Here is a 21,686-nt window from a genome sequence, read left to right on the forward strand (position 1 = left end):
GCCTCAGGCTTATCAAGGCAGCGGGATGAGTAATTTGAAATCCGTGCGGCCCGGAACACTGTCACATTCGATCAAGCCATGGTGCTGCTGGACGAAGGTTTGTGCCAACGTCAGCCCCAGCCCAGATCCGCCCTCTCTGCCCGACACCAGCGGGTAAAAAATACGGTCCTTGATCGACTCGGGAACCCCCGGGCCGTTGTCGATGACATGCAATTCCAGTGCCAACCGGTAACGCTGTTTTCCAAAGGTCACTTGGCGCGCAATACGGCTGCGGAAAGTGATCTCGGCATCTCCTTCGGCAATGCGCTCGGCCAACGCCTGGGTCGCGTTGTGGGCCACGTTAAGCACCGCCTGGATGAGCTGTTCGCGGTCGCCGCGAAACTCGGGGATGGACACGTCGTATTCGCGCTCGATCTTCAAGCCGCGTGGAAACTCGGCCAGGATCAGGGAGCGCACGCGTTCGCAGATTTCGTGGATGTTGACGTCGCCCACCACGTGCGGGCGGCGGTGCGGGGCCAGCAGGCGGTCCACCAGGCTTTGCAGGCGGTCGGCCTCGTGGATGATGACCTGGGTGTACTCAATCAGCTCGCGCGACTCCATCTCCATCTCCAGCAACTGCGCCGCGCCGCGGATGCCACCCAGTGGGTTCTTGATCTCGTGGGCCAGATTGCGGATCAGCTCCTTGTTGGCCTGGGCCTGGTCGATCAGGCGCTCTTCCCGGTCTTGCTTGGCCTGCTGCTCCTGGGGCAGCAGCTCGATGATGATCTCACCGGGGCGCTCGGTCTGCGCCAGGATCACGTGTACCGGCACCGGCTCGTGGTTCAGGCGCTTGAGCCAGGCGTCGTAGCGCAGCGCGGCAAATTCGTTGCTGCCTGCACCCTCCAAGGCGTTTTCAAGAATCAGGGGTTCGGTAAAGCAGTCAGGGAAATGCGAGCCCTCGATGGTGCGGCGCGAGGTGCCCAGCGCGTCTTCCAGGGCCGCGTTGGCAAACAGCACCGCGCCATCGCTGGCCAGCACCGCCACCAAGGTGGCCAGCAAATCAAACGCGTGAAAGCGCGTGATGTAAGGGTGGGTGGGTGTAGTCAAACTAGGCATTTCAAGGCGGGTTGCGGGATGGGGGCAGGCGCGACAGCTCGCGCTTCAGGCCTGCAATGTCACTGTCGTTGCGGGCGATACTAGCTTTCAGTTCGGCCACACGGTCGAGGTATTTTTGGTAGTTGCGGGCCTCGCCACCTTGTTTGTCGGGCTCACCGCTGTTGTACTCTTTGAGCAAGTCGGCCTGGCGGACTTCGGCTTTTTTCAGCTCGGACTCCAAAATCATGCGGGCATCAGAGTCGCGTGCACGCTGCTCGGCACCGTCGTTGCGCGGGCTGCTGGGCGCTGGGGCACGCACCGGGGCGGGTGCAGTCCCTGGCGGGTTGCTGTGGACAATGGTGACGTTGCCGCCCTCCACCAGCTTGCAGCCGCGGGCCTTGGCATCTTTGGCATCCCTGACGGCATTGGTGTACTCGTTGCCGCAGCGGTAGACAGCCGTGTCCTGCGCCCACACGGTGGCCGATGCGCATACCAAAATCAGACCAAAAAAATGTTTCATGCGTAAAAGTTAAAGCCCAGCCAGGCTTGTTCTAGGAGGAAATGCGCAACGGTACTCTGTTTTTCACAGGCCACAGGTCCTAACTTTCATGAACTCGGGCGCAGAGCATTCCTTGCCAGACAAGTTGTTCCACATTAACGAAAAAAGGACGGCTTGCGCCGTCCTTTTGAGAGCCTGGGTGTCGCAATAAGTTGCGCCTCCGAAGGCCGTCGCTCTTAGAGCGAGTAGTACATGTCAAATTCCACCGGGTGGGTGGCCATGCGCATGCGGGTTACTTCGGTCATTTTCAGCTCGATGTAAGCATCAATGTACGCGTCGGTGAACACGCCGCCCTTGGTCAGGAAGGCACGGTCTTTGTCCAGGCATTCGAGGGCCTGGTCCAGGCTGTGGCAGACGGTAGGGATCAGCTTGTCTTCTTCGGGAGGCAAATGGTAGAGATCTTTGGTGGCGGCTTCGCCAGGATGGATCTTGTTTTCCACGCCGTCCAGGCCCGCCATCAACAGGGCTGCGAAGCCGAGGTAAGGGTTCATCAGGGGATCGGGGAAACGTGCTTCCACGCGGCGGCCCTTGGGGTTCGCCACGAAAGGAATACGGATCGAGGCAGAGCGGTTTTTGGCCGAGTACGCCAGCTTCACCGGCGCTTCGTACCCAGGCACCAGGCGCTTGTAGCTATTGGTGCCGGGGTTGGTGATGGCGTTCAAAGCGCGAGCGTGCTTGATGATGCCGCCAATGTAGTACAGGGCGTATTCGCTCAAACCGGCATAGCCGTCGCCAGCAAACAGGTTCTTGCCGTCTTTCCAGACCGACTGGTGCACGTGCATGCCGGAGCCGTTGTCGCCCACGATGGGCTTGGGCATGAAGGTGGCGGTTTTGCCGTAGGAATGCGCAACGTTTTGGATCACGTACTTTTGCAGCTGAACCCAGTCGGCGCGCTCAATCAGCGTGCTGAAACGGGTGCCGATTTCCATTTGGCCAGCGTTCGCCACTTCATGGTGGTGTACTTCGACCGGGATGCCCAGGGATTCGAGCACCAGGCACATTTCGGAACGCATGTCCTGGAAACTGTCGACGGGGGGCACAGGGAAGTAACCACCCTTGACGGCGGGCCGGTGGCCGGTATTGCCGTGTTCGTATTCCTTGCCGGTGTTCCAGGAGGCTTCTTCCGAGTCGATCTTGGAGAAGCAGCCGGACATGTCGTTGCCCCAACGCACGCTGTCGAACACGAAAAATTCGGGTTCTGGACCGAAGAAGGCAGTGTCGCCCAGGCCAGAAGCTTTCATGTAGGCTTCTGCGCGCTTGGCCAGCGAACGGGGATCGCGCTCGTACGGCTTGCCGTCGGCGGGGTCGATCACGTCGCAGGTCAAGATCATCGTCGTTTCTTCGAAAAACGGGTCGATGTTGGCGGTGTTGGCATCGGGCATGAGTTGCATGTCCGAAGCTTCAATACCCTTCCAGCCGGCGATGGAAGAACCGTCGAACGCGTGGCCCGAAATGAACTTGTCTTCGTCGAAATGGGACACCGGCACGGTGACGTGCTGTTCTTTGCCACGGGTATCGGTGAAGCGGAAGTCAACGAACTTAACTTCGTTCTCTTTCACCATCTTCATCACGTCAGCGACGGTCTTTGCCATCAAGAATCTCCTGGTAGGGGTTAGGTTTAATTAGGATTGCAGTTATTCGGCACATCAACCAATGCAGTTTTTGTGCCACCGCACAGTGAACCCACATTCGCAAGCACCTGCACAGCAACCGCTTTCCACGCGGGCATTTTGCGCCATAAAGCCGCGCTAAAAAGCCCCACAAAGCCCAAATTGCACCAACAAAGAGCACAATGAGAATGCACCAATAGTGTGCGACTAACTTCGCACCAGTTCAGGGCCAAGCCGGGCGTCGAAACCGTGCAATCCTGCCAGCAGCGCCGGATACGCAAACTCCACCCGCTCTGGCGTGCCCTTCACACCCAGCTCGATATGGCGGCCATATTCCGGGTGGTCCACACTGGGCAGGCTGAATACCTTGACCCCTTCAAACTGGCGCTCCAATGCTTCCATCAACGGGGTCAACGTGGCTTCCATGCTGCCAAACACGATCACGGACTTCTCGACCCACGCAGCTTTCTGAAACCACGGGGTGTAGTGCTGGTCCAGTACCCATTCCACCATCGGCCAGGCCATCACCGGGAAGCCCGGAACAAAGTGCACGTGGCCCATGCTGAAGCCGGGGATTTTGTTGTACGGGTTGGGAATGATGTGCGCGCCCTGCGGAAACACGCCCATGTTCAGGCGGTGGACGTTGTCCGGGTGCGTGGGCTCATAAGGCACACCCTGGTCACGGGCAGTGTCTTGCATGCGTTCGCGGATCAGCGCCTCGGCTTGCGGGTGCAAGGCCAGCGGCAGGCCCAGGGCCTTGGCAGCGCACTGGCGGGTGTGGTCGTCGGGCGTGGCACCGATGCCACCGGTGGAGAACACCACATCGCCTGAGGCAAACGCCCGCTGCAGGGTGCTGGTGATGCGCGCCGGGTCATCGCCCACGTAGTCGGCATAGCCGAGTTGCAGGCCGCGTGCAGCCAGCAGTTCGATCACCTTGGGCAGGTGCTTGTCAGCGCGTTTGCCTGACAGGATTTCATCACCCACAATGACTAGCCCAAAGATGGGCGCAGAGTCAAGGGGGCGGAAGGTAGGAAGTTCCAGCGTCATAAGTGGGTTTTGATTGAACAGGTTCCAAAATTTCCAGCGGGGCAGCAAACGGTGCCCCTACGGGTGCGGCCTGCAATGCCGTCTCGGCCCGCAAGGCTTGTAGCGCGGCCAGCACGTAATGGGCAAACCACAGCGAAGAAAAGGCAAATACCAAGGTGTAGATCCAGATGGCCAGCGGCACCAGCACCACAAAGGCAGCCGCAAACAAAGCCCCTGAAGCCCATACCAAGCTGGGTGCTGCCCCCAAATAGCCGGTCAACACGCCCATGCCCATCAGGGTGATACGGTGGCGGCGGTAGATCTCGGTGCGCTCTTCCTTGCTGGCGTGCAGGGCCAGGGCATCGTAGGACATGACACGGTAGGTCAACCAACCCCAGATTAGCGGCGGCAGCACCAAAATGAGCGGAGGCACCAGCCACAGTGGAATCGACACCAGCAACGCCACCAGGGCCAGCACAATGGAGCCGAGCGACCAGAACAGTCCGCCGATGAAGGTGCCGCCCTTCTTTTTTTCCAGCTGGGGAAAGCGCCGCTCGGACACCAGCGCCACCAAGGCCGGGGTCATCATCATGGCTACCGCCAACAGCGACAGCACCACGATGAAGGGTGTCACGGCAAAGATCACCAGCAAGGGGGCCAGTGCCACCTTGAGCTGGCCCACCCCGGCGCTCTCCAGCCAAGCCCATATGCGGGCCACCCACTCCGACGCATCCAGCATGCCACGCACCATGTCCAACGCGGGCTCCCAGTAAAAATACCCCAGGCCCAGCGACACTGCCACCAATACCAGCAAAGGCAAAAACGACAGCGCAATCACACGGTGGTGCATGCAGTAGGCCGCAGCGCGCCAAAAGGAATCCAAAAGCAGTTTCATGGGGGTGAGGATACCCGTATCGAATTAACGCAGCACGGCCCACAGCCGCCGCAGGCCCAGCCACTGCTGCTGCCAGAAACCCCGACCGTAGTCGCGCCCGCCCTCCTCGGCTAGCTGGTCGCGGATGCCGGTCGGGTCGTAGCGCAATTCGAAATTGGCAGTGCCAAACAGCATGTCCCACCAAGGCAACAGCACCCCAAAGTTGTGTCCGCCCAGCGTATTTTTGCCCGCCGACTCGTGGCCGATACCGATGCTGTGGTGCCGTCGATGGAAGCGCGGGCTAACCCACAGCCGCTCGCCCACCCGGCCAAACCAGACGCGCAGATTGGCGTGTTGCAGGCTTTCGCTGAGCTGGGTAAAGGCCACGATGGCAATGAACTGGCCCGGGGCCACACCGACCAGCTGGGCCACCAGGGCCACGATGATGTCGCCGACCACGTCGTCCAGCAGGTGGTTGCGGTTGTCGCTCCACAGGGTCATTTGGCGCTGCGAATGGTGCAGGGAATGCAGGCTCCACCACCAGGCAAACTGGTGCTGGCCCCGGTGCACCCAGTAGCCTAAAAAGTCGAAGGCCACCAGGTACAAGGCAAAGCTGAACAACGCCTGATCGGTCACGCCGGGCCACAAAGCATCCAGGTGAAAAGTTGCCATACCCGCCACCCGCATCTCGCCAAACAGGCCATCCATGATCGGGGCGAGGGTAAAAAACAGCAGCAACCGGAACGCGCCCAGCCGGTGCAACAGGGTGTAAATGATGTCAATGCGTACCGCCGTGCGGTCTTGCAGCGGCTCCACCGGCCGCCAGCGCTGCAACGGCCCCAGCACCGCGACCAGCACCAGTAACTGCAGCAAACCCACCAACAACCAGCCGGTAGCGGTGTAAGCATCTTCCACCCAGCCACCAAAGCCCAGGTCAAACACCAGGGGCTGGACGAGCGCTTCAAACAGCCACTGCTGCGCGTCGGAAAACAGGTTGGTCAAAAAATCCATAATAAAAAAATAATGACTTCCACACCGTCCAACTACCGGGCTGACCCTGATGGTCAGACGGTGCAGAACTCTGGCGATTATTGGGTATGGGCGCTTATCCACGCGGTGTAGTCGGGATGTTCACGCAGGGTGCGAAAGCAAAATCCGCGCTCTTTCAGGCCGACGATCAGCGGCTCCAGCACCGCGGGGGCCCAGGGGTCTTTGCGCGACCAAATGCCCAGGTGGGCCAGCAAAATATCGCCGTTGCGGATGGTGCGCAGGGCCTGGGCCAGCAGCGCAGGATTGCTGGCTTTTTCACTTGACAGCTCGTCGCCCAAGAATCCGGCCGGGGCCCAGCCCACGTGCGCATAGCCACAGGATTTGGCCGCTGCCAGCAACGCAGGCGAGGTCTTGCCACCGGGCGCGCGGAACAAAGGTAGCGGTGCCTGGCCGGTCATGGCCTGCATACGCTGGCTGGCACGGTGGATTTCTTCGCAGTACTGGGCTGCGGTCCAGGTGAATTCGCGGTCGGTATCCGGCCCGGCCGAGGGCTTGACGCGGAAGCGGACCGGCGTACCCGGCTGACCTGGTAGATCAGCCTTCCAGTACACGTGGTCAAACGTGTGGGATGCAAAGGCGTGGCCCTCAGCGGCACGGGCCTTCCACCACGGTGCCCAGTACGCGCCCAGGCTACCGTCACCTTCCTGGGTGCGCTCTTGGGCACCAAAGAAAGTCACCTTGACCTGTTGGCGATTTAACACCTCGGCCACCAAAGGGGCGATACCCATGTGGCCGGTGTCAAACGTCAGGTAAAGTGGTTTTTCACAAGGTTTTTCGGCGGTAGCGCATATAGCACCTGCACTAGCAGCTACTAATACCGTAGCAAATGCATATTTAGCGTGCTGCGTGGTCCAGAGTCCAAACGCCATGGGGAGACCTTCCAACATTGATTTGACGCACGACTTTTTTGGATTCCAGGTCGATCACCGTGAGCTTGCGGGCCCAGCGCGACGACACCAGCAGCAGCTTGCCATCGGCCGACACATCCATGCAGTCCGGCCCGCCGGGTGCCGGGTAAGTGGCTACCGACTCCAGGGTTTGCAGGTCGATCTTGCTGATGCTGTTGGCGACCCGGTTGCTGACGAACACGTGGCGCTTGTCGCCCGCCGCGCGGAACGCGTGCGAGCCCTTGCCCGTGGCGATGACCTTGGTGCGCACGGGGGCCTTGCCCGACACGTCGTACACCTCCACGCCCTCCCCGCCCGTCAGGCCGACCAGCAGGGTTTTGTCATCGGCTGTGCCGTAGATATCGGCGGGCATGGCCCCCGTGGGGATACGCCATTTGATGGTTTGGGTGGCCAAGTCCACCGCGACCAGCTCGTCGCTGTCTTGCATGGTGGAGTAGATGGTGGTGCTTTTGCTGTCAATCCACAGGTGGCTGGGCGTTTTACCGGTGGCCACGCGCTTGACTAGAGCGATGTCCTTACCGTCCCAGCGGTAGATGTCGATGTGGTTGAGCCGGTTGGCTGCAGTGACAAACCACTTCATATTGGGCGAGAAGCGCAACTGGTATGGGTCCAGCACGTCGCGTACTACCCGCTGGATCTCGGCCGTCTTGGGGTCGATGAAGGTCAGCGTGTCGGACAGGGCATTGGCAATCACCAGCGACTTCTCGTCGGGGGTGAGGTACATGTGGTGCGGCTCTTTGCCGGTCGGGATGCGCTGGGTTTCGGTCCAGCTACCGGGGTCGATCACGCTTACGCTGGCATCCAGCGAATTGAGCACAAATATCGGCGAGGAAATAAGGGTGGACTGGGCCCAAGCGGCAAGCGGGGTGGCTACGGCAAAAGCAAGAACAGAGGCCAAAAAGGCAAAACTTCGGACAAACAACTTCACAATGCACCACTAATAACAAACAGCTTGGCAGTGTAGCCGCCGGGCACGGCCCCTCTGGGCCGCGGATGTAACAACTAAGAACTTGTCTGCGCGGCAGAAAGTTGGGCCAGATCCTCGGCACTGAGCCAGCGCCATTGCCCTGGCAGCAGGTCGGCAGGCAGCGCAAAACGGCCCATTTGCGAACGGTGCAGGCCCTCTACCCGGTTGCTTACTGCCGCCAGCATGCGTTTGACTTGGTGGTATTTGCCTTCGGTCAAGGTCAGGCGCAGGTGGTGGCTACTGACGGCCTCGCACGCAGCAGCCCGGACCGGCTTGGGGTCATCGTCCAGCACTACACCAGCCAACAGCTTGGCCACCTGCTGCGCGTCCAGGGGGTGCTTGGTGGTCACCTCATAGACCTTGGGCACATGCTTTTTGGGCGAGGTCATGCGGTGGATGAACTGGCCATCATCGCTGAGCAGCAGCAGGCCCGTGGTGTCCTGGTCTAGCCGCCCCACGGCCTGTACGCCTTGCAACGCGCCTTTTTGCGGCCGCAACCGCAAAGGCGACGGCAGCAGTGTGTAAATGCTGGGATAGGTGGACGGCTTTTGCGAGCACTCGGTACCCGCCGGCTTATTCAGCAGCACATAAGCCTGGCGGTGGTAGGGCCAGTCCACACCTTGCACCCGAAAGCGCATGCCTTCTGGATCAAAATCCATAGCTGACTCTGCACATACAACCGGCGCTAGAGCCGTATTTTCCGTATAAACCTCGACCAGGCCCTGCTGGACCAGACCGGCACACACACGGCGGGTACCAAAGCCCTGCGAATAAAGAATGTCTTGAAGCTGCATGCTGCGAGTATCGCAAACGCCGCACCCTGTTCTGCGCAACTGGTGCATCCCATACATCCACAATATGGTGCACAAACCGTGAACCAATTCACATGGATATGCAGCGTATGCGGATACAAACTAGGCTTTACCGGAGTTCTTCATGCGCGAACTATTTACCACCCTGTTTGTTTTTGCCGCCGCCTTCATGCTGTGGCGCACTGTGCGCCCGCACCGCCACAACGGCTACCAAATCGCTTCCTCACACCCACTACAAACCGCTGAAGCAGCCTATCACCACACTTTCAAATGGCCTTCTTTGGGCTTGTTCCAATTAGACACAGCAGACAGCTCGCGCTACCAAACCGCCCTGAAATTGGTGGCCGATGGCACACCCATCAGTTCGACAGGTATGCAGGTGGTGGCCCAGTTACACACCGGCGGCAACAATGCCGAAATCTGGAAACCGGTAGAGATTCGGGTACACGGAGAGCGCGTAGGCTTTTTGTCGAGTGGCGATGCCAGCCGCTTCCAGCGCCGTCTGGCCTATGAAGGCCACGCCGGACAAACCACCAGCTGTGATGCACGGATCACCCTCAACGGCAGCCACTACGACATTCGGCTGGATTTGAAAGAGTTTCGCCACTGAGCACTGGCTAATGGCCATCGCACTGCTTAAGTCTGGCCTAAGCCAGCATCCTGATAGTTGGGCATCACAACCCAACCACCCAAGGATGCTCTCATGCAAGTTCTGTCTCTCCAAAACACCAAACTCGTTTTTGCCCTGGTTGCCGCCGGAGCCATTGGCGGTACGGCTGGGTCCCTACTGCACAACGTTGGCGAAGCCCGCGCAGCAGCACCCCTCGTAAGCACTGCCACCAGCCCCGCCACAACCATGGCGTTGCCTGATTTTTCGCAGATCACCACCCAGTACGGCCCTGCAGTCGTCAACATCAGCGTAACCAGCGTCGCCAAGGCCGGTGACGACGACACAGAAACCGCCCAGCATCCCCAGCGCGACGACCCGTTTGGCAACGACCCTTTCTTTGAATTCTTTCGCCGCTTTCAGCAAGGCCAAGGCGGTATCCCCGGCCAAAAAGAAGCACCCACGCGCAGCCAGGGCTCGGGCTTCATCGTAAGCGCCGACGGCATCGTGATGACCAACGCCCACGTAGTAAAAGATGCCAAGGAAGTCGTCGTCAAACTCACCGACCGCCGCGAATTTGTCGCCAAGGTACTGGGAGTTGACCCCAAAACCGACATCGCCGTATTAAAGATAGAAGCCAAAAACCTGCCCGTTGCAACCATAGGCAAATCCAGCGATTTAAAAGTCGGCGAATGGGTATTGGCCATCGGCTCGCCTTACGGATTTGAAAACACCGTTACCGCTGGTGTGGTCAGTGCCAAGGGCCGTTCCTTGCCTGACGACAGCGCGGTGCCGTTCATTCAGACCGATGCGGCCGTCAACCCAGGCAACTCGGGTGGCCCCCTATTCAATAGCCGGGGCGAGGTGATTGGCATCAACTCCCAAATCTACAGCCGTACCGGTGGTTACCAAGGTTTGTCGTTCGCCATCCCCATGGATCTGGCGGGCAAGGTCAAAGACCAGATCGTCGCCCACGGCAAGGTTGAGCATGCGCGCCTTGGAGTATCGGTGCAAGAGGTCAACCAGGCCTTGGCCGATTCGTTCAAGCTAGACAAACCCGAAGGCGCGCTGGTATCCAGCGTTGAAAAAGACGGCCCCGCCAGCAAGGCCGGTTTAGAGCCGGGTGACGTAATCCGCAAAGTGGATGGCCACGCTGTGGTGTCGTCGGGTGACCTGCCTGCCGTCATCAGCCAGGATGCACCGGGCGACAAGGTCAAGCTGGACGTGTGGCGCAAAGGTGCTGCGCTGGAAATTGAAGCCAAGTTGGGCAACGCCAACGACAAACCGGTGCAGGTCGCCGCCAGCAAAGAAGCGGCATCGCAAGGTCGCCTGGGTCTGGCCTTACGCCCCTTGCAGCCAGAGGAACTGCGCGCAGCCGGAGTTGCCAATGGCCTATTGATCGAATCTTCCGCAGGCCCGGCCGCCAATGCAGGTGTCGAAAGTGGCGACGTGTTGCTGGCCATCAACGGCACGCCCGTCAAGAGCATCGAGCAGGTAAAAGTCGCTATAGCCAAGTCCGATAAATCGATTGCGCTGCTGATCTTGCGTGCCGGCGACACCATTTTTGTACCGGTTCGGATGGGCTAAACGCCATGAAACAGGCAGTCCTCACAAGAGTGGGCTGCCTAAAAACAGGTTTATTGATGGCCTGTTGTGTAAAACACAACGGATGCAACCGAGTCTTTACCGGCTCTAAAAAATCATTTTTTAGTATACAAAATAGACATTTAAACTAAAAAATAAACCTACAAACTCCACAAAAAATCAGCCCTTCGGCTACCAACACCGCGCTTGCGTAGCTCCGCATGTGCGCTGCAAACGGAGTGCACCTGCTGTCTTTTCGCTAGCAGTAGCATTTTGTAAGCGACTTGAAACCTTGCCTTACAGTGGCCTTTTGTAGAGTTGCACTCCGATCACACCAGGCCATAAAACTGTACACTTGAACAGTTTTAAAATGCATATCAACCAGCATTGATATGCTTGACTCGATATTAATAGTCCTCCTAGAATTCGCCGTCCCCCCTACAACCACAGGGACACACCGAACCCGCTGCCGAACCCCGGCTAAGTCAAATCGCTGCCAAAGCCCCATGGGTACCGCAGGATTTTGATGGCGTACCCACCCAATCGAGGTGCCCCAAGCGAATTGCTCTTACGCAAACTTTATCGCCCCAGGCCTTCGCTAGATGAGGAAGTGCTATGACAGCGTTACAAAAGATAGGCCAAGGGCTGCGAACCATCGCAGCAGATATTACCCAAGGCTTTTTTGAGATTACCCATAACGGATTTGCCCTGCTGGGCTTGGTCGTTGCCTTTTTGGTCGTGACCATGACCGCCCGGCCCGATTTGCGCCAAGTTGCCGAAGTCCAACTGATGGGCTGGTTGCAAGAACGCCAAGTGGTGCCAGGTACTGACACGGAATGGGCCGCAGAAGCCGATACCGATGCGGTAGACCGCGCCACTGCCAGCAATCCACAAGACCTGCCTAAACAGCAGGCTGCAGTGGCCTATTGGTTAAGCAAAAAATACCATGTAGCAGCCGAACCGGTCAGCGCTTTGGTAGCAGAGGCTTATGACCTTGGCAAACGCGTTAAACTTGACCCGACCCTGATTTTGGCGGTCATGGCTATTGAATCTGGTTTTAATCCGTTTGCCCAAAGCCCTGTTGGTGCCCAGGGACTGATGCAAGTAATGACCCGTGTGCACACGGAAAAATACGATGTGTTTGGAGGAAAACTGGCTGCGTTTGACCCCCTGACCAATTTGCGCGTCGGTGTAAAGGTGTTGCAAGAATGCATCGCCCGCGCGGGCTCGGTTGAAGGCGGTCTGCGCAACTACGTGGGCGCGGCAAACATCCAAGACGACGGTGGCTATGCTGGCAAAGTCATGGCCGAACACAGCCGCCTGCAACAAGTTGCCGCAGGACGTTCTGCACCTATGACAGCCCCCCGCACCGTTCCAGCTGCCGCTGCACTGAAGACGCAGGCTTCGGCAGAAGACGACAAAGTCGCGTTGCTCGTCAAATACTAACTCCCATTGAGCCTCCGTTACACTAGTAGGGTACGCAACTGGCGATAGGCGTGACCCCAAAGGGTGCTCACGCTGACGTGGACCACCGCTGCGGCCTTCTCACAGGGCCCGCCGGGCAACCACTGGGAAGCGTACCGCCAGGGCCTCGAAATCCTTGGTGTTCAGCCGTTCGCCTGGGCAGCACTTGCTTCACCGCAAGGACCACCGTCTTGACTACCAGGTTAAAGGACTGCCATGTACGACCGTACGATTCTTGTAGAGCAAACCGATCCCGAACTGTTCGCAGCCATACAGGCTGAGAACGCCCGCCAAGAACACCACATCGAGCTGATCGCCAGCGAAAACTACGCCTCGCCCGCCGTAATGGCCGCGCAGGGATCACAGCTTACTAACAAATACGCTGAAGGCTACCCCGGCCGCCGTTACTACGGCGGCTGTGAATACGTCGACGTAACTGAGCAATTGGCAATTGACCGCGTCAAGCAAATCTTTGGTGCGGAAGCCGCCAACGTACAACCGCATTGCGGTGCATCGGCCAACGAAGCCGTGTTCCTGGCCTTCTTGAAGCCTGGTGACACCATCATGGGCATGAGCTTGGCAGAAGGCGGTCACCTGACCCACGGCATGGCGCTGAACATGAGCGGCAAGTGGTTCAATGTAGTTAGCTATGGCCTCGATGCCAACGAAGCCATTGACTACGATGCCATGGAACGCAAAGCACATGAATCCAAGCCAAAACTCATCATCGCGGGTGCCAGTGCTTACTCTCTAGCTATTGATTTTGAGCGATTTGCCAAAGTCGCTAAAGACGTGGGTGCCATCTTCATGGTGGACATGGCGCACTACGCCGGGCTGATTGCCGCAGGCATCTACCCCAACCCTGTGCCGCACGCCGATATCGTCACCTCCACCACCCACAAGAGTCTGCGTGGCCCCCGCGGCGGCATCATTCTGATGAAGTCGCAGTTTGAGAAAGCTATCAACAGCGCTATCTTCCCCGGCCTGCAAGGTGGTCCGCTGATGCATGTGATCGCAGCCAAGGCGGTTGCTTTCAAGGAAGCCCTAGCCCCCGAATTCAAAATTTACCAACAACAGGTTTTGAAGAACGCCCAAATCGTTGCGGAAACCCTGACCCAGCGCGGTCTGCGCATCGTCAGTGGCGGCACCCAAAGCCACCTGATGCTGGTCGATTTGCGCGCCAAAGGTATTACCGGCAAAGAAGCCGAGGCCGTATTGGGCAGTGCGCATATGACCATCAACAAAAACGCCATCCCCAACGATCCCGAAAAGCCCATGGTCACCAGCGGCGTACGTATCGGCACCCCCGCCATGACCACGCGCGGCTTCAAGGACGAAGAGGCCCGTGCCACTGCCCACTTGGTGGCCGACGTGCTGGACAACCCGCGTGACGAAGCCAATCTGGATGCCGTGCGCGCCAAGGTCGCCGCGTTGACCAGCCGCTTCCCGGTTTACCGTTAAGCCACCACAGCCCCCATGAAGTGCCCTTTCTGCGGCCATGGCGAGACCCAAGTCGTCGAAACCCGCGAATCCGACGACGGCGACCTCGTGCGTCGCCGCCGCCGTTGTGGGGGTTGTGAAAAGAGATTTACCACTTACGAACGGCCTGATGTCAGTTATCCAGCAGTTGTCAAAAAGGATGGGCGCCGCACTGACTATGCTTCCGTTAAGTTACGTGCTTCTTTTTCGTTGGCGCTTAGAAAACGTCCGGTCAGCACTGAACAAATCGACAACGCCATAGAACGTGTTGAAGAACGGCTACTCAATCTGGGTGTGCGTGAGGTCATATCTAGCCAAATCGGCGAACTGGTAATGCGCGAGCTAAAAAAGCTCGACAAAGTCGCTTACATCCGATTTGCCAGCGTATACCGCAGCTTCGAAGATATTGATGAATTCAAGACTTTAGTAGACGAAGTTCAGCGCTAAGCGTTAACACAAGCCTCAATTTACGACGACCCGCCAAACGGCCGCTAGCAAACGATGAGCGGTCTCACTGGGGCTGGGGGATGAATTTATTATCCATGAATGGAAAATTCGCACCACCGAGAACGAGAACGTCAATGCAAGACGTTGCGCCATCTAGCTAAAACTACCCAAGGCTTCTCCTTGCTGGAAGTGCTTATATCCATCATCATTTTGTCGTTTGGACTCTTAGGCATGGTGGGTTTGCAAGCTACCGCACTGCAATCCAACCGAGAGGCGCGCTCTCAATCTGTTGCAGCATCTCTGGCACGAGAACTCGCAGAAATGATGCGCGGCAACAAAGACATAGCGCTGCTGACAACCAGCAATCCTTATCTTGGAGACTTCACATCTCCTCTCACGGCAGCAGCTCCTTCTTACTGCCTCAACGTATCGAATACAGCAAGTACCTGTACAAACACCACAGATGTTGCCAACGCGGAAATGACAGAGTGGCTATCGCGGGTTGATAGCCAATTGCCCGGCGCACGCGTGAAAGTGTGCATAGACTCGGCCCCGTTTGATAGCAGCACCGGATTACCACAATGGGGTTGCACTGCAGCAACGGGTGCAAACACCGTCATAAAAATAGGTTGGACCAGAGGCTCTACCAACCGCTCACTGACCGGTAGCGCGGCTCTAGAACGCACTAGCGACACAAACAGCCAACCCTCCATTGTTCTTCCTGTTACCGCTGGAATTACGACGACGACTCCATGAAGACTTCAGACAACTTACGTTCAACTGGCTGCAGTAAAAAGCTGTTGCACCAACCACTGCGCAACCAGCAGGGCTTAACCATGGTTGAGCTATTGGTCGCAATGGTGATCAGCACATTGATTGCTATTGCCGCTATCGCATCCTTACTCATCAGCAGGCAAGGATTTACCGCAGTTGATGCATCGTCGCAACTGCGTGACAACGCGCGGTTCGCAATAGACATGATTCAGCGTCTTGGAGTGCAAACAGGGTACCAAGATGTACTTTATGCAGGGACGGCACGAAAAGTTGTCATGGGGATTGATACCAATCCTGATCCTAATATTTCAGGTTTTAACAACTCGAGTGCAAGTGTTTCGGGCACCCTAGTCACCCCAACAACACGTACTACAGGATCACTTGGATATGGCAGTGACATATTGATATTGCGTTACCAAGCCAATGAAACATTCCCAGGATCGGGTATTTCAGACAATGCCATGATCAACTGTATGGGTAACACCACATCCAATGTCATTCCAATCAATCGTGATGACCGAATGTTTAGTGTTCTCTACGTAGCAACTGGCTCGGACGGAGAGCCCTCACTAATGTGCTCAACGGATACAGGCACTGCACAGCCGCTAGTCCAAGGCGTAGAAAATTTTCAAGTTCTGTTTGGTGTTGATGCTGTAACTCCTAATGCCGCTCCCACTATCGCAACTGACTCCATCACAGATGTTTATCTGCGTGCAGATCAAATGGTCGTTACGGGTAACAGCATAGCAACCAATGCAAACTGGCGGCGCGTACGCAGTCTGCGCATAGGCATGGTGCTACGTGGATCTCCCGGGTCAAGCCAAGATAAAGCAGCACAAACCTTTTACCCTTTTGGTACGGCACCAGGTACAACTGGTGGTGCCATTGGATCGGCCATGTCAAGCAGCAATGATCCTGGTACGGTTTTTAGCCCTACGCCTGACGGTCGACTGCGCCAAGTAGTGACGTTTACCGTGCATTTGCGCAATGAGCAGGGCAATTGAGATGACATATCCAAACCATGCGGCCTCTACACCCGCACCTCTGCAACATGGTGCTTCACTCATCGTTGTAATGATGGTGCTCACAGTCGTGTCCCTACTAGGTATTGCAGGGATACAAATTGCGACCATGAGTGAGCGCGGCGCACGCAATGACCGAGACATGCAAATAGCATGGCAAGCAGCCGAAGCCGCCCTCATTGATGCAGAGTTTGATATATATGGCCCCACCGCATCTACCCGACGCAGCATATTTAAAAACTCTAACGATATATCCAGTTTTGTTGCAGGATGTGGCAATAGCGGCATCAGCGTTGGTTTATGTACTTTAGTAAGCACCGGTAAACCAGCATGGTTAACGGTGGACTTCACCGACACCAGTAGCACATCACGCACTACATTATTCGGTCAATATACCAATCGTATATTTATGGCAGGTGGATTAGGAGTGCAGCCCTCCAAACCACCGCGGTACATCATTGAGCCTATACCAGATCCCGAGCGTGACATTACATCAAACACCACAACCTATATTTATCGAGTTACTGCAATGGGTTTTGGACCACGCGATGATATTCAAGCCGTGCTGCAGACAATATACCGCTACTGATGCATATAATATGAAAAATATTAAATCAAAACATTACTTTTTATTTTTAGAAAAAATGAAAATAATAAATCTTCGATGGGTTCTACTGATATCCATAACCATCGTTGCGTTCATCACTATTGCCACAGTTAAAGCAGCTGTAGCACCACTGATCCCTGCAATTAATTTGTCAAGCAACCCCCTTTATGCCACATCCACTTCCGACAAGCCCATTATCGCACTGGCATTATCTGTAGAGTATCCCACAGTAGGCGCACAGTATTTAGACACGAACTACTCCAACACCAACGAGTACTTGGGATATTACGATGCTGAAAGTTGCTATACATATAACGATGCACCTGCTGAAACACCAGCAACGGGGCTCACGGCAAGTGATTACAAGCGCTTTGACCGCAGTGGCGCAGCAACTAATCGTATGTGTACAAACGCGTTTAGTGGAAATTTTCTAAATTGGTCATCTAACTCTGCAATTGACATGCTAAGAGTTGCCCTATCTGGTGGCGATCGCTATATTGACACGGCATCTCTTACCATTTTGCAACGTGCCATGATTCCAAATGGGGATCCCATCTGCATGTGGAATAGCAGTAATTTTCCTGCAAAACAACTTCCCAAAGGCGCGGACGGAAAATATTTTGGGGCAGTACCAACATTAATGATTACAGCAGCCAGTGGCAGTGACATTTGGGTTGCCAATACTCTTAATCAAATATATTTTGGAACCAATAGTACAGGTGGATGTGGAAACACGAGTGCCTATAACCTGGGTGGACCAACTGCAAGCATAGGACCTATTGTTATTAAATCTCAAACATTGCCTACTGATGCAAGCGCTTCGTGTGCATCAGAGAATAACACATGCTCATTTTCTGGCATAAAAGAGGTTTGGTATGGAGCAGGCCAAAAGTGGGCAGTTGCGCCTGCATCAAATGGAGTAAGTTGCTCCAATGGAGTATTTGGAGATCCGTACAATGGAACTGCAAAGAACTGCTACACACGAAGCTACACTGGAACATGGAAACCATCCGGAGGAACATTAAATTCAGATGGTTTCTTTTATGCCCGCGTAAAAGTATGCGACATGGATAGCTCTGGCACACTTTTAGATGTGCGGAATTATGTTAATGGTAACGGACTATGTACAAAGTACCCGAGTGGCAATTACAAACCGACCGGATCTATCCAAAAATACAGTGACCAACTCCGTTTGGCGGCCTTCGGTTATCTGCTAGATCAAACCCAAAGTCGATACGGTGGCGTTTTACGCGCTCCTATGAAATTTGTTGGAGCCAAAACATTTGATATTAATGGTCAAGACAACACTCCCACTACAGGAAACCCCAACGCAGAATGGGATAGCACAACCGGTGTTTTTTCAACCAATCCTGATGGCGATACTACTCAAACGCCAAATATTAGTGGCGTAGTCAATTATTTAAATAAATTTGGAAGAACTGGACCTGTTGCAGGACGGTACAAAATATACGACCCTGTTGGCGAGTTACATTACGAAACTCTTCGCTATCTACAAGGCCTGCCACCGAGTACTGCAGCTGTAAGCAATATCACATCGGCAATGTACGATGGATTTCCGGTTGCAACAACATGGGTAGATCCTTATGGTAATGGTCGCTCCAATACAGCAGACTACTCATGCCAAAAAAGCAATATTGTGGTCGTTGGTGACGTAAATACCCATGATGGTTCAAACATCCCTACGCCCAACGCAAGCAATAATATTCCAGATATCACGGGATGGCTTAATATTGTTAAGAATTTCGAGAGCAACACCTCTACAAATTATATTGATGGACAAAATGCCACTCGTGTTACAGGCAATCCTAACACTTCAAATGGTGGCACTCCATCAAATCAAATAATTGGCTCCGCTTATTGGGCGCATACCCATGATATTAGAGGAGCTGGATGGACTAACGGAGTTAGCCTGCAACGCCCTGGGCTTCGAATTAAAACATTTCTTTTTGATGTAAATGAGTACGGCGCATCCAACAATGCTAGTTACCGGCAGAACAACAATCAATTTTTTATGGCATCAAAATATGGAGGCTTTGAATCTACTTCAGCCAACAGTAAGCCATACAACACTTATGGAAATCCATTCAAACAGCAAGATGGGACCAATAATAACAATGTTTGGCAAAACCCCAACACCCCAGGGGAGGCAGGAACTTATTACTTGCAAAGTGGTGCCCGTGGAGTTTTAAGCGCATTTGAAGACATTTTTAACCGTGCTACTACCGTATCAAAAAATATTGCAGGAAGTGCGGTAGCCTCTAAAACAGTTACATCCGCTGGCAGCTATGTGTACCAAGGTTCTTTTGATACATCCGATTGGAGCGGAGATGTTTTTGCATACCCCATCACTATAAATTCCTCAAATGCTATTTCAATAAGCAGCTCTGCATCGTGGACGGCCGCCACCCGATTGTCGGCAATGAGCACTCCTGTAACATTACGTAATATTGTTATTGGTAATTCTGGTGCAACTAGCAGCCCTGTTGCCAATGATTTTTTATGGAATAATTCTCTGAGTACTGCCATAAAAACCGCCTTAGCGAAAGTTACACCAAGCAGTACTGCTGACAGCAATGGACAGGCTCGGCTTAACTACCTCCGTGGCGACAAAACCAATGAAAATACTCTTTTTCGCCCGCGCACTAAACTACTTGGCGACATCATAAATTCTGGTATTACATACTCAGGAACGCCCACCACAGGTATTGCTTACAGCAGCACATACCCAGGTTTTTATTCCAGCAATAAAAATCGCACAGCGGCTGTATTTGTTGGCGCGAATGATGGAATGCTGCACTCGTTTAATGCCACTTCTGGGGATGAATTATTTGCTTACATACCGAGTTGGATGACATCAAAGTTAGCCGCCTTGACCAGCACCACATACAACACAAGTCACCAGAGCTATGTGGATAGCACTCCAGTTGTGGCAGAAGCGGAAGTAGGGTTTGCCGGAACAGCGTCAGACTGGAAAACTGTGTTGGTATCTGGCACCGGAGCTGGAGGCTCTGGCGTATTTGCATTAGACGTAACAGATCCTACCGCTTTTACGGCCAGCAAAGTAATGTGGGAATTTACGCGGGCAGATGATGCTGATATGGGCTATGTAGTAGGTCAGCCTCAAATTATGCGTCTGCGTACTAGCGCACTCAACGCTACGACGGCAACGTACCGCTGGTTTGCATTAGTCGCAAGTGGAGTAAATAACTATGTTCCAGAAAATGGACTTTATAGCGCCACTGGAAATCCTGCGCTTTTCTTATTGGCATTAGACAAACCGGCTGGAGCGGCATGGGACTCAACAAATTATTATAAAATCTCCATCCCTGTGGATAGCACATTAAGCACACTTAATGCTACCGGTCTCATTAATTTTAGAGTCACATATGGATCCTCAGGTGAATTAGCACAAATATTCTTGGGCGATCTACATGGAAAACTTTGGAAATTAGATTTTTCACAATATGGTGCGGCCAATTGGAATATGGCAAAACTCTCTCCTTATAAAAATGGCATCACCAATGCACCAATACCACTTTATATCGCAAAAACCTCTGCAAATATTGTTCAACCCATTTCCATGGCACCGTCTATTAAATCCGGCCCACTCGTAAATGGATTAAATACCTACTATATTGTATTTGGCACTGGAAAATATCTCGAGTCTAGCGACAAACTATCAACCGTACAAAATTCGGTTTATGCAGTTTTTGATAACGGCACAACTACAGCGGACAGTTCTGGAGCAAATAGCATCATTACCGATCGCAGTCGCCTGCAGGCCGGGACAGCAAATTCGTCCACTGGCATTGTTACAGTACCTGCATTTACTTGGGGGCGTGCGGCCAGCAGTACAGATGCGACACAACGTTCGGGCTGGTACTTCGACTTTCCAACCTTAGGTGAACGCGAAGTCAGTAATGGATCGTTGTCAGGCAGCGCCTTGAGCTTTTCCAGCCTTATTCCAGCCGCTGCAGGGTCCACAGCGTCTTGTACAACTGCAGATGGAAGTGGAAATTCTTACTACTTAAATATTGAGACGGGTAGCGGTACATCAGTGGTTTCAACTGTAGGATTATTGGGTGAAAGCATCGTGCTTTCATTGGATACCGCTACTCAAAGTACGAACAGCGCCACTACTGGTCGCAGGCAGACAACTAAGGTTATAACGAGTACGCAAAGCGGCACAAAAGGTCCTGGCACCACAACATCTACAAGTGTTGTAGTAGCTAGCGGGCGCTTAAGTTGGCGTCAAATCAATAACTACCTCGACCTAAAAAATAAACCATGAAAATCCGACACCAAAATGGCTTTACTCTGATTGAGTTAATGATTGTGGTAGCCGTTATATCCATCTTGGGAGCGATCGCCTATCCAGCTTACACTGCCTCCATTTTGAAAGGCAAGCGTGCACAAGCGCGCACGGCATTGGCAGAACTGCTACAGCAGCAAGAGCGTTACATGACACAGCGAAACTGCTACCTAGGTTTCACTATCGCCAGCGGTGTAGCTACTGCGAGTGCACCCACACCATCAACGGCATGCGGAGGCGTTACGGCATCGTCAGTGCCGTTTAAAACTTTTTCGGGTGACTCATCTGCTACCGGTGCGTATACATTGACGGCCGATGCTTGCCCATCTGGCAACACCACGCTGTCTATTGCGGAATGCGTTCGCGTGGTAGCTACACCCGTAAAGCCGGACCCGCTTGTAGATGTGCTACGAATGACCAGCACCGGCGTAAAAGACTGCACGGGTACCGCCAGCACAAGCAACCCGAGTCTTTGCTGGCCATGAACTT

Annotated in this window: 19 protein-coding genes and 1 riboswitch; of the genes, 10 read left to right on the forward strand and 9 right to left on the reverse strand. The window is 54.6% G+C overall.

From position 1 onward, the window contains the following. Positions 1-12 precede the first annotated feature (12 nt). The 9 genes from glnL to AC097L_RS19725 form a co-directional block, all read right to left on the reverse strand. Positions 13-1,095: a nitrogen regulation protein NR(II) gene (glnL, locus tag AC097L_RS19685; RefSeq protein ID WP_479588411.1), complete on the reverse strand. Its 1,083-nt coding sequence runs from the start codon at positions 1,093-1,095 to the stop codon at positions 13-15. A gap of 1 nt (position 1,096) precedes the next feature. After that, entirely contained in the window at positions 1,097-1,594 is a 498-nt protein-coding gene (locus tag AC097L_RS19690; protein ID WP_479588412.1) for a hypothetical protein, read from the reverse strand. Positions 1,595-1,809: 215 nt separating this feature from the next. Then, entirely contained in the window at positions 1,810-3,225 is a 1,416-nt protein-coding gene (gene glnA, locus AC097L_RS19695; RefSeq protein WP_479588413.1) for a type I glutamate--ammonia ligase, read from the reverse strand. 225 nt (positions 3,226-3,450) lie between these two features. After that, positions 3,451-4,290, reverse strand: coding sequence for a competence/damage-inducible protein A (locus tag AC097L_RS19700; protein ID WP_479588414.1), 840 nt, complete (start codon positions 4,288-4,290; stop codon positions 3,451-3,453). Next, positions 4,256-5,164, reverse strand: a complete 909-nt coding sequence (locus tag AC097L_RS19705) for an EI24 domain-containing protein (RefSeq protein WP_479588415.1) — start codon at positions 5,162-5,164, stop codon at positions 4,256-4,258. The genes AC097L_RS19700 and AC097L_RS19705 overlap by 35 nt, the downstream gene beginning before the upstream one ends. Positions 5,165-5,188: 24 nt before the next feature. Beyond that, a complete protein-coding gene (locus AC097L_RS19710) occupies positions 5,189-6,154 on the reverse strand; it encodes a sterol desaturase family protein (RefSeq protein ID WP_479588416.1) in 966 nt (321 codons plus the stop codon). Positions 6,155-6,231: 77 nt separating this feature from the next. Continuing rightward, entirely contained in the window at positions 6,232-7,062 is an 831-nt protein-coding gene (locus AC097L_RS19715) for a polysaccharide deacetylase family protein (RefSeq protein ID WP_479588417.1), read from the reverse strand. Continuing rightward, positions 7,028-7,999: a YVTN family beta-propeller repeat protein gene (locus tag AC097L_RS19720; protein WP_479588418.1), complete on the reverse strand. Its 972-nt coding sequence runs from the start codon at positions 7,997-7,999 to the stop codon at positions 7,028-7,030. Before AC097L_RS19720 ends, AC097L_RS19715 begins: the two co-directional genes overlap by 35 nt. A 104-nt stretch (positions 8,000-8,103) precedes the next feature. Next, positions 8,104-8,862, reverse strand: coding sequence for a 16S rRNA pseudouridine(516) synthase (locus AC097L_RS19725; protein ID WP_479588419.1), 759 nt, complete (start codon positions 8,860-8,862; stop codon positions 8,104-8,106). Positions 8,863-9,004: 142 nt separating this feature from the next. On the opposite strand from AC097L_RS19725, the gene AC097L_RS19730 reads away from it, so the two are divergent. The 10 genes from AC097L_RS19730 (at position 9,005) to AC097L_RS19775 (ending at position 21,682) form a co-directional block, all read left to right on the forward strand. After that, a complete protein-coding gene (locus tag AC097L_RS19730) occupies positions 9,005-9,490 on the forward strand; it encodes a hypothetical protein (RefSeq protein ID WP_479588420.1) in 486 nt (161 codons plus the stop codon). 93 nt (positions 9,491-9,583) lie between these two features. Beyond that, positions 9,584-11,074 (forward strand): Do family serine endopeptidase, encoded by a 1,491-nt coding sequence (locus AC097L_RS19735; protein WP_479588421.1) that lies wholly within the window; start codon positions 9,584-9,586, stop codon positions 11,072-11,074. 612 nt (positions 11,075-11,686) lie between these two features. Then, positions 11,687-12,517: a transglycosylase SLT domain-containing protein gene (locus AC097L_RS19740; RefSeq protein WP_479588422.1), complete on the forward strand. Its 831-nt coding sequence runs from the start codon at positions 11,687-11,689 to the stop codon at positions 12,515-12,517. Between the two features lie 24 nt (positions 12,518-12,541). Further along, a riboswitch (ZMP/ZTP riboswitch) is annotated at positions 12,542-12,703 on the forward strand. Between the two features lie 48 nt (positions 12,704-12,751). After that, positions 12,752-13,996 (forward strand): serine hydroxymethyltransferase, encoded by a 1,245-nt coding sequence (gene glyA / locus AC097L_RS19745; RefSeq protein WP_479588423.1) that lies wholly within the window; start codon positions 12,752-12,754, stop codon positions 13,994-13,996. A 15-nt stretch (positions 13,997-14,011) separates the two neighbouring features. Further along, positions 14,012-14,461, forward strand: coding sequence for a transcriptional regulator NrdR (nrdR, locus tag AC097L_RS19750; RefSeq protein ID WP_479588424.1), 450 nt, complete (start codon positions 14,012-14,014; stop codon positions 14,459-14,461). 99 nt (positions 14,462-14,560) lie between these two features. Beyond that, positions 14,561-15,217: a type IV pilus modification protein PilV gene (gene pilV / locus AC097L_RS19755; RefSeq protein WP_479588425.1), complete on the forward strand. Its 657-nt coding sequence runs from the start codon at positions 14,561-14,563 to the stop codon at positions 15,215-15,217. Continuing rightward, the gene (locus AC097L_RS19760; RefSeq protein ID WP_479588426.1) at positions 15,214-16,239 is read left to right on the forward strand and encodes a PilW family protein; all 1,026 of its coding nucleotides are present in this window, start codon (positions 15,214-15,216) and stop codon (positions 16,237-16,239) included. Before pilV ends, AC097L_RS19760 begins: the two co-directional genes overlap by 4 nt. 1 nt (position 16,240) lies before the next feature. Then, the gene (locus tag AC097L_RS19765; protein ID WP_479588427.1) at positions 16,241-16,846 is read left to right on the forward strand and encodes a pilus assembly PilX family protein; all 606 of its coding nucleotides are present in this window, start codon (positions 16,241-16,243) and stop codon (positions 16,844-16,846) included. Between the two features lie 10 nt (positions 16,847-16,856). After that, complete coding sequence (locus tag AC097L_RS19770) at positions 16,857-21,176, forward strand: pilus assembly protein (protein ID WP_479588428.1); 4,320 nt, start codon at positions 16,857-16,859, stop codon at positions 21,174-21,176. After that, positions 21,173-21,682, forward strand: a complete 510-nt coding sequence (locus tag AC097L_RS19775) for a type IV pilin protein (protein ID WP_479588429.1) — start codon at positions 21,173-21,175, stop codon at positions 21,680-21,682. Before AC097L_RS19770 ends, AC097L_RS19775 begins: the two co-directional genes overlap by 4 nt. Positions 21,683-21,686: the final 4 nt, after the last annotated feature.

It is taken from the genome of Rhodoferax sp. RT5P35 (assembly GCF_056521385.1).